Source organism: Micromonospora sp. LOL_015 (genome assembly GCF_048060275.1).
GTDB lineage: Bacteria > Actinomycetota > Actinomycetes > Mycobacteriales > Micromonosporaceae > Micromonospora_E.
This window is the reverse complement of record NZ_JBHMIO010000028.1, coordinates 68,076-74,687: the sequence shown is the minus strand read 5'-3', so window position 1 is coordinate 74,687 and position 6,612 is coordinate 68,076. Positions and strand designations below refer to the sequence as shown.

Here is a 6,612-nt window from a genome sequence, read left to right as displayed (position 1 = left end):
CCGCCATCAAGCCCGCGCCCGCTGGTACCACTACCGATCCAGACTCACATGATCAAGTCACGAAGTACGGCTGCCCTACTATGAGCTTGTTGTCTTCACAAACACATAGTCAACAGGCTGCTGCGTCCACGTTGCATCACCCCTGCCAATGCGTACTACCTGATCACAGCCCTAATGGTGGCTGCCGTACTAGTGCTTGCCCTAGCGAGGTGAGCATGTGATGGACTTCGTTCGCCTGTCGACGGCTTTGCACCAATCCTGCCTCTCGAAGAATGGAAAGGTGGCGACTTGCCGTCGGTGCGGAAATCCTCCAGCGCTTGGCGACTTGAGTTGTACTGCAAGCCTCATATAGATTACAAAGAATGGAAGCTCGGGTGCGGCCGAGTAGCTTCTCCAACGATTGGAGCGGACTCGAACGCCGGCCGGAGGGGTCGGCCAGAGCGATCAAACGTGCGGTGGGGCTCATCGGTTGGAGGACAAGGCTCCGTCCGCTGTCATGGTCGAGCACCACCAGTTGCTCTTCACAGAAGACCGAGAGTATGACTGTGATGTCTTGGGGTGTTGATTGCGCTTGGTGGTCACCGAGACTCGTTCCCAAACTTTGTGCTGGCTTGTCGAGGTAGTCCAACAATGCCATAGGCCCATCGGTCAGCAAGAAACGGGTAAGTTGCCTTCGCTCGAACTCGATTGCCGCGGTGATTTGACTCGCATAAGGCTCTAGTAACGCCCGGTAGTACCCATTAAGTGGGCCATCTGAGGCGATCCACTCCTGGTCGAACCGGCTCGGCTGGTCAACCCGGTAGCCCGGCTTCAGCTCTGGCGAGTCATGGAAGCCCATGCTTCGATAGCAGGATTGTCCGGTAAAGAGGCCATCAGTCAAGGCTGCGACCAGCTTGATCGATGGATAGGTGCTAGTGCTGTTTCCGACGATACGTCGTAGCTCCGCCGCCCCGGACAATACGTCAGAATCACGGAGAAATGGTCGTATGCGCGTGTACCACGGCCGCAATGCAACGGGAATGGTCGTTGTCAGGGTGAGGTAACTGAAAACTAGTTCTGCAGCCATCGCTGGCTTTCGGGTTATGGAAATGGTTTGTCTGGAATCCCTCACGTAAGCATTCGGCATCATTGTCCCCGTATGTGCTAGTACAGGCCTCACGATGTTCGACGTCGCTTTGCGTGGAGGTGCCTATTCGCGGCACCAAAGGTCCATGACCCCAAGGGGCGGTGCGCGGTACTCTAAATCTGTTCCCGATAAACTCCCCACACTTTACATGAAACCGGCTCACCGTGCTACAGCGTGGGGCTCGGGTGTTCTGGATCACAGTGGCCCGTCGACAGCTCGTTCGACCCGGTTGGGTCCTGACCTGGGTGATTAGCGCGATAGCTAACGATGTTGCACCAACTTTGGATAGATGCCACTGTCTGGATGCGACGCGTGGCGCCTTCGGCAAGGGGAGGTTGAAGATAGGGTGCGTACCCTCAAGGCATCGCTTGTCGCCATTGCCAATACACAGGAAGGGACGCCAAGTGACAAGAGGTTCGTCAAGCAGGAGGCCGCTCGCGCGACTGGGTGTTCTGGCTACCGTCGGCGCACTCGTCGCGGTGGCACTGCCTGCCTCGCCCGCGCAGGCTTGGGGCAACAACCGCACGGTCTATCGCAGCTGTGGAGAGAACTGGGTTGCGAGCGGAACGTCTAGCGACGGGTCGCTCTGGGCCCAGACGCAGAAGGCTGGCGGAAGTTGCTCAGGGCAATTGGGTGTGACGATTGAGCTTGCCAGCGGATACCGTTTTCCTCGCGTGAACGGGACCACCACAAACGCGTCAATATACAGACCCCCGGGCGACACCCCGCGTCACGGCGTACATTGGGGCTGTCTTGACTGCTCGCAGACCCTGAGCTGAATCGGTACGAGGCCCGCTCTAAGCGGGCCTCGTACCGCCTGGTCGCGCACAGCCGAAACGATTCTATCAAGGATGCCGGATGAAGTTCCGAATATTGTCCGCGTTGCTCGTGCTTGGATCCCTGTCCGCATGCAGCCAGCCACTTGACTCCCCGGAATCGACGTATTTCCGGATGGACTCTCGGGTCGCGCAGGACTGGGCGTTGCGGGATGGTGACGTGACTGAAGTTGAGTACCAAACGGCTGTCGATGGCTTTCTCTCCTGCATGGCACATGCAGGCTACAATGCGTCGGAGCCTGCACTAAGCCCTGTGGACGGCCTAACCTTACTCTTCGACGTTGAACCCTCGGGCGATCCAAATGTGTGGAACACTAAAGTCGAGGAATGCAACCTCACGCACATTTCTGACATTGAACCAGCTTACGTCGAGGCTAATACTCAGGTAATGGATGCCCGGCTTCGAGAGGTCGCAGTCAAGTGCCTGGAAGAAAAGGGCGTCGCGTTGACGGGTGTTGAGCAAAACGTCACCGAGCTTGTCAAGTCTGCGGAGGGCTCGATGCAGATGGTGATGGGGTGCGTGGGACCGGCATTACGCACTTTATACCCCGATCTTCCGACTACACTCAAGGTGCGCTGGTGAGCGAACGACTTGCGCGATCCGCTCCTCGGTCAAGAGCTGTACGGTGGGGCCAGGCAATGGGGCTCGCCGCAGCTTGTGTGGTCGCGGGCGGCTGCGTTGCGGACGATTCGGGACCGAGTCGGGCGGTCCTTGCGCAGATTCTGGCGTCGGGCTTCGCCGCTGAATTGGAACTGGCCGAAACGACCGATCGGCTTAATCGGTCCTGCATGGAACAGAAGGGCTTCCTGGTACATCCAGATGCGCCGGAGGGCTCCGGCCGAATATCGCCTCGATACGAGAGTCCGAATATCGAGATCGCGATGACCGCCCGACGGATCATCAACGAGGATAGGGTTCGCATGATCGGTTACGGCCGATCGCCAGCGGAGATGTTGGGCTTCGATCCTTCTGGGGTGGCGACCGTTACCAGCCCTTTCGGTCTCCTCTCACGCATGGAACAGAACCAGTATTGGCTGACATATCAGGGCTACCTACCTGACGAAGTGCCCGACCGTGGCGGCCCGGTGGTGGACGGCGGCGATCGCAAGGTCCAGCCACCAAATCAGGAGGAATTCACACTGCCCAATGGCGAGAAGGTCTCGTACCCGCGTGAGGGCTGTGTGGCTGACATTCAACGCCAGCTCTTCGATGGGAAGGTTCGCGAGTTCCACGAACTCACATACTATTCGCGGGAGGGAATTGGCAAGGCTGCTATTGGCGAGGTGCGTGGCGACCCCGCCGTCCGCGAGGTGAATCGCAAGTGGTCTGAATGCATGCGACGCAAAGGGTATCCGGGCCTACGCGAGCCGCTCGATGCGGAAAACAAAGCGTCGAGTAGTTACGGTGCCAAGGTTTTTGGCCCCGATTCGCCGGGCTACACGGAGCTGAAGGATCAAGAGATCGCATTGGCTGTCGCGGACTATGGCTGCAACCATGAGGTAGGGCTTGACGAGACCCGGGTGCGCGTCTTTTGGCGCAACGTAGCTGCATTTTATCAGGACCGCCAGGCCGAGATCGCCGCTTGGTCCGAGATGGTGGAGGACGCCAAAGTGATGAGCCAACAGCTACTCGCCGGTTAATTCTGCGACAACCCTGCCCGGAGCCTGGAAGCGGAGAAGGACGGATGAACAGGCGACGATTCGTGATTGGCGTGACTGCGGTCGGGCTGAGCTCGCTAGCCGGAGGCGCGGTCTTTGCCGGGACGCAGGCGCGGACGCCAAGGCAACGGGCTGCACGCGCCGCGCCTCCGTCGCCCTCGACTGTGACGGCGACGGTGCGACGCGGCGAGTTGGCGGAGCTATCGGTGCTGCACGGTACGCTTACGCGGTCCCAGTCGGTGCAGGTTGCCGGTCCGTCTGCTGTGGCCGGAGCCTCGCGAATAGTGGTGACCCGGGCGACGGTGCACGTCGGAGACCAAGTGCGCAGTGGCGACGTTGTTGCCGAGGTGTCTGGACGTCCGGTGATTGCGATGGTAGGCCACTTTCCCGCCTACCGCGACGTCTGTCCCGGGATGTCAGGGCCTGACGTGGCACAACTTCAACGGTCGCTTCAGCCTCTTTACGGAATCCGGGTTGACGGGCACTTCGGCGCGGCTACCGAAGCCGCGATAAGCCGACTGTACCGACGGCTGGGCTACCTGCCGGTGATTGCGGCGGGCCGGGTGCTGCTGCCGGTAGGTGAGTTGGCATACGTCCCTTCTCTGCCGGCCACGGTGACAGCTGCCGGACCGAAGATTGGTGCCGATGCCCGCGGTGTTCTAGCGGTGCTCGGCTCCGGTCCGGTGCAGGTGGTTGCCCCAATCAGTGAAGAGGTGCGGAGGACGCTAGAGGCCGGGGCGGGGGTAGAGCCTCGGTTTGGCGACGGGCCTCTCAAGGGCGCTCTGGTATCCCTCGTCGAGGTGCGGGAGCTTCCTCCAGACCAGGAGGGGAGTCGGCCGTCGGCGGAAGCGGTCTTCGAAGCGGATCAGAGTTCCGTTCAGGAGGTCGGAGGCGCCCAGCAGGTCTGGCTTGCTGGGAAGCAAAGCAGGCCGGACGCCTTGATCGTCCCCCTCTCGGCGCTCTGGACGGCCGTAGACGGCGGGGTGACCGTCCTTGTAGTCGACTCGAATACGCATCGGGCCGTTTCGGTCGAGGTCGAACTGACCGTTAGGGGCGAATGCGTAGTCAGCGGCGAACTCGCGGTAGGAGACCAAGTTGTAGTGGGAGAGCGGTGAGTCAGCCACTCATCGAACTGCGGAGCGTAGCTCGGGTGTTTCCAGGTCCGCCCGAGGTCGCTGCCGTGCGCAGGGCCGACCTCGCGGTTTACGGCGGTGAGATGGTTGCCATTGTGGGATCGTCCGGGTCGGGCAAGAGCACGGTACTAAACATCATGGGCCTCCTTGATGAGCCGACATCTGGCCAAGTGCGCCTCGCTGGCGTTGAAACTGTCGGACTCGCCGACAGAGAGCGCAGCCATCTCCGCGCAATTCGAATCGGCTTCGTGTTTCAGGCCTTCCATCTTGTACCCCAGCTCGATTGTCTGCAGAACGTCATGCTGCCGCTGGTGCATCTTGGAGTAGTCCCGAGACTCCGCCGTGAGCTGGCAGAGGCGGTGCTCGAACGGGTCGGCCTAGCCCACCGGTTGAGTGCCCATCCGACAACTCTGTCGGGTGGAGAGCAGCAACGGGTAGCTGTGGCCCGTGCCCTTGTCCACGAACCGCCGATACTGCTATGCGATGAACCGACCGGCAACCTCGACCGAGCAAACAGTCAGGTGGTGTTGGAGCTCCTGCGGGGTCTGATTGCTCCTACGAGGGTGGTGGTCGTGGTCACCCACGAAGATCGGGTGCGTCGATATGCGCATCGTGCGGTGGAGGTGATCGATGGTCAGCTCGGCTGACCGGCAGGCCGGTACCCGGCTGCGCGACATCGTGGCACAGGCATGGTGGGCGGTGGCTGGGCGCCGTACAAGGTCGATGCTTACCTCTGTCGGTGTCGGCCTTGGCACGGCCGCGACGCTGGCCACGCTCGGAGTGACAGCGAGCGCGGCCGGGGCGATTTCGGACAGATTCGATGCTCAGGTGGCTACAAGGGTGACAGTGCAGTACCCGAGTCGGATTGCGCCGCCACCAGCGCACGCAGTGGTGCCGGTCCGCCGTCTCAACGGTGCGAAGCAGGCTGGGTTGATTTGTCAGTCGTTCCGGAACGACCATAGCGTATCCACTGTGGCGTCCCAATATGGGTCGCAAGTGGTTCGGCTAAACATAGTCGCGGCTCAACCGGCCGCGCTGGCCGCGCTGGGCGCTGTCGTGGAGACAGGGAGGATGTTCGACGAAGGGCACGCCGTCCGTCAGGATCCAGTTGTGCTACTGGACACCGTCGCCGCAGCGGATCTGGGGTTGCACGATCCTCTTGGAAAAAGTATCTATGTAAACGGCCAGCAGGTCATGGTTTTGGGAGTCTACCGGGCTCCTCGAGGGGATTCTCGGCTGACTGCAGCGGTGGCGGAGCCGTACGAGGTGTGTCGCGATTCGACCCGGTGGAAACCGAACGGCGAGGCGATGTTCCAGCCCCCAGATGTAGTGATCCGCACCGATCTTGGGGCGGCTCACCAAGTGGCGGATGAGGCCAAGCTGGCTCTCCAACCTGCAGAGCCGGACGCCCTAACCGCCTTGGTGCCGCCGGACCTACAGACATTCCGACAAGGGGTGGAGCGGGATACCGCATCGCTGTTCTTGAGCCTTGCTGTGGTCTCCCTAGTCATTGGAGCCCTTGGAGTATCGAACACCACCCTGGTGTCAGTCCTCGAACGTCAGGCCGAGATTGGCCTGCGTCGGGCGATAGGAGCGTCACGGCGTGCTGTCGCCGCCCAGTTCCTCGTTGAATCGAGCATCCTCGGACTCGCAGGAGGACTGATCGGCACGCTGGTGGCGGTCAACGTGACGACTGCCGTTGCCCTGGCCAAGGGCTGGCTGGTCGTGCTAGATCCGATCCTACTGTTAGCCGGACCCCTACTCGGTCTCCTGGTCGGGACGGCGGCTGGGGGATACCCAGCATGGTCCACGAGTCGGGTATCCCCCGCAGTGAGTTTGCGGCGGTAACAATGACCAG

6 protein-coding genes are annotated in these 6,612 nt (G+C 61.1%); 5 read left to right on the top strand and 1 reads right to left on the bottom strand.

Annotated elements, in window-relative coordinates; all coding sequences use genetic code 11:
* Positions 1–163: 163 nt before the first annotated feature.
* Positions 164–1,111 carry a winged helix-turn-helix domain-containing protein gene (locus tag ACFHWU_RS20950; RefSeq protein ID WP_416591365.1) on the bottom strand — a complete coding sequence of 316 codons (948 nt, stop codon included), beginning with the start codon at positions 1,109–1,111 and terminating at the stop codon, positions 164–166.
* Positions 1,112–1,984: 873 nt separating this feature from the next.
* Between ACFHWU_RS20950 and ACFHWU_RS20945 the strand changes: the two genes are divergently transcribed.
* The 5 genes from ACFHWU_RS20945 to ACFHWU_RS20925 all read left to right on the top strand — a co-directional run bounded on the left by ACFHWU_RS20945 (position 1,985) and on the right by ACFHWU_RS20925 (position 6,602).
* A complete protein-coding gene (locus ACFHWU_RS20945; protein ID WP_416591364.1) occupies positions 1,985–2,545 on the top strand; it encodes a hypothetical protein in 561 nt (186 codons plus the stop codon).
* Positions 2,546–2,601: 56 nt separating this feature from the next.
* Complete coding sequence (locus tag ACFHWU_RS20940) at positions 2,602–3,603, top strand: hypothetical protein (protein WP_416591363.1); 1,002 nt, start codon at positions 2,602–2,604, stop codon at positions 3,601–3,603.
* 338 nt (positions 3,604–3,941) lie between these two features.
* Positions 3,942–4,736: a hypothetical protein gene (locus ACFHWU_RS20935; protein WP_416591362.1), complete on the top strand. Its 795-nt coding sequence runs from the start codon at positions 3,942–3,944 to the stop codon at positions 4,734–4,736.
* Positions 4,737–4,801: 65 nt separating this feature from the next.
* Entirely contained in the window at positions 4,802–5,401 is a 600-nt protein-coding gene (locus ACFHWU_RS20930) for an ABC transporter ATP-binding protein (protein WP_416591361.1), read from the top strand.
* Positions 5,385–6,602: an ABC transporter permease gene (locus ACFHWU_RS20925; protein WP_416591360.1), complete on the top strand. Its 1,218-nt coding sequence runs from the start codon at positions 5,385–5,387 to the stop codon at positions 6,600–6,602. The genes ACFHWU_RS20930 and ACFHWU_RS20925 overlap by 17 nt, the downstream gene beginning before the upstream one ends.
* Positions 6,603–6,612: the final 10 nt, after the last annotated feature.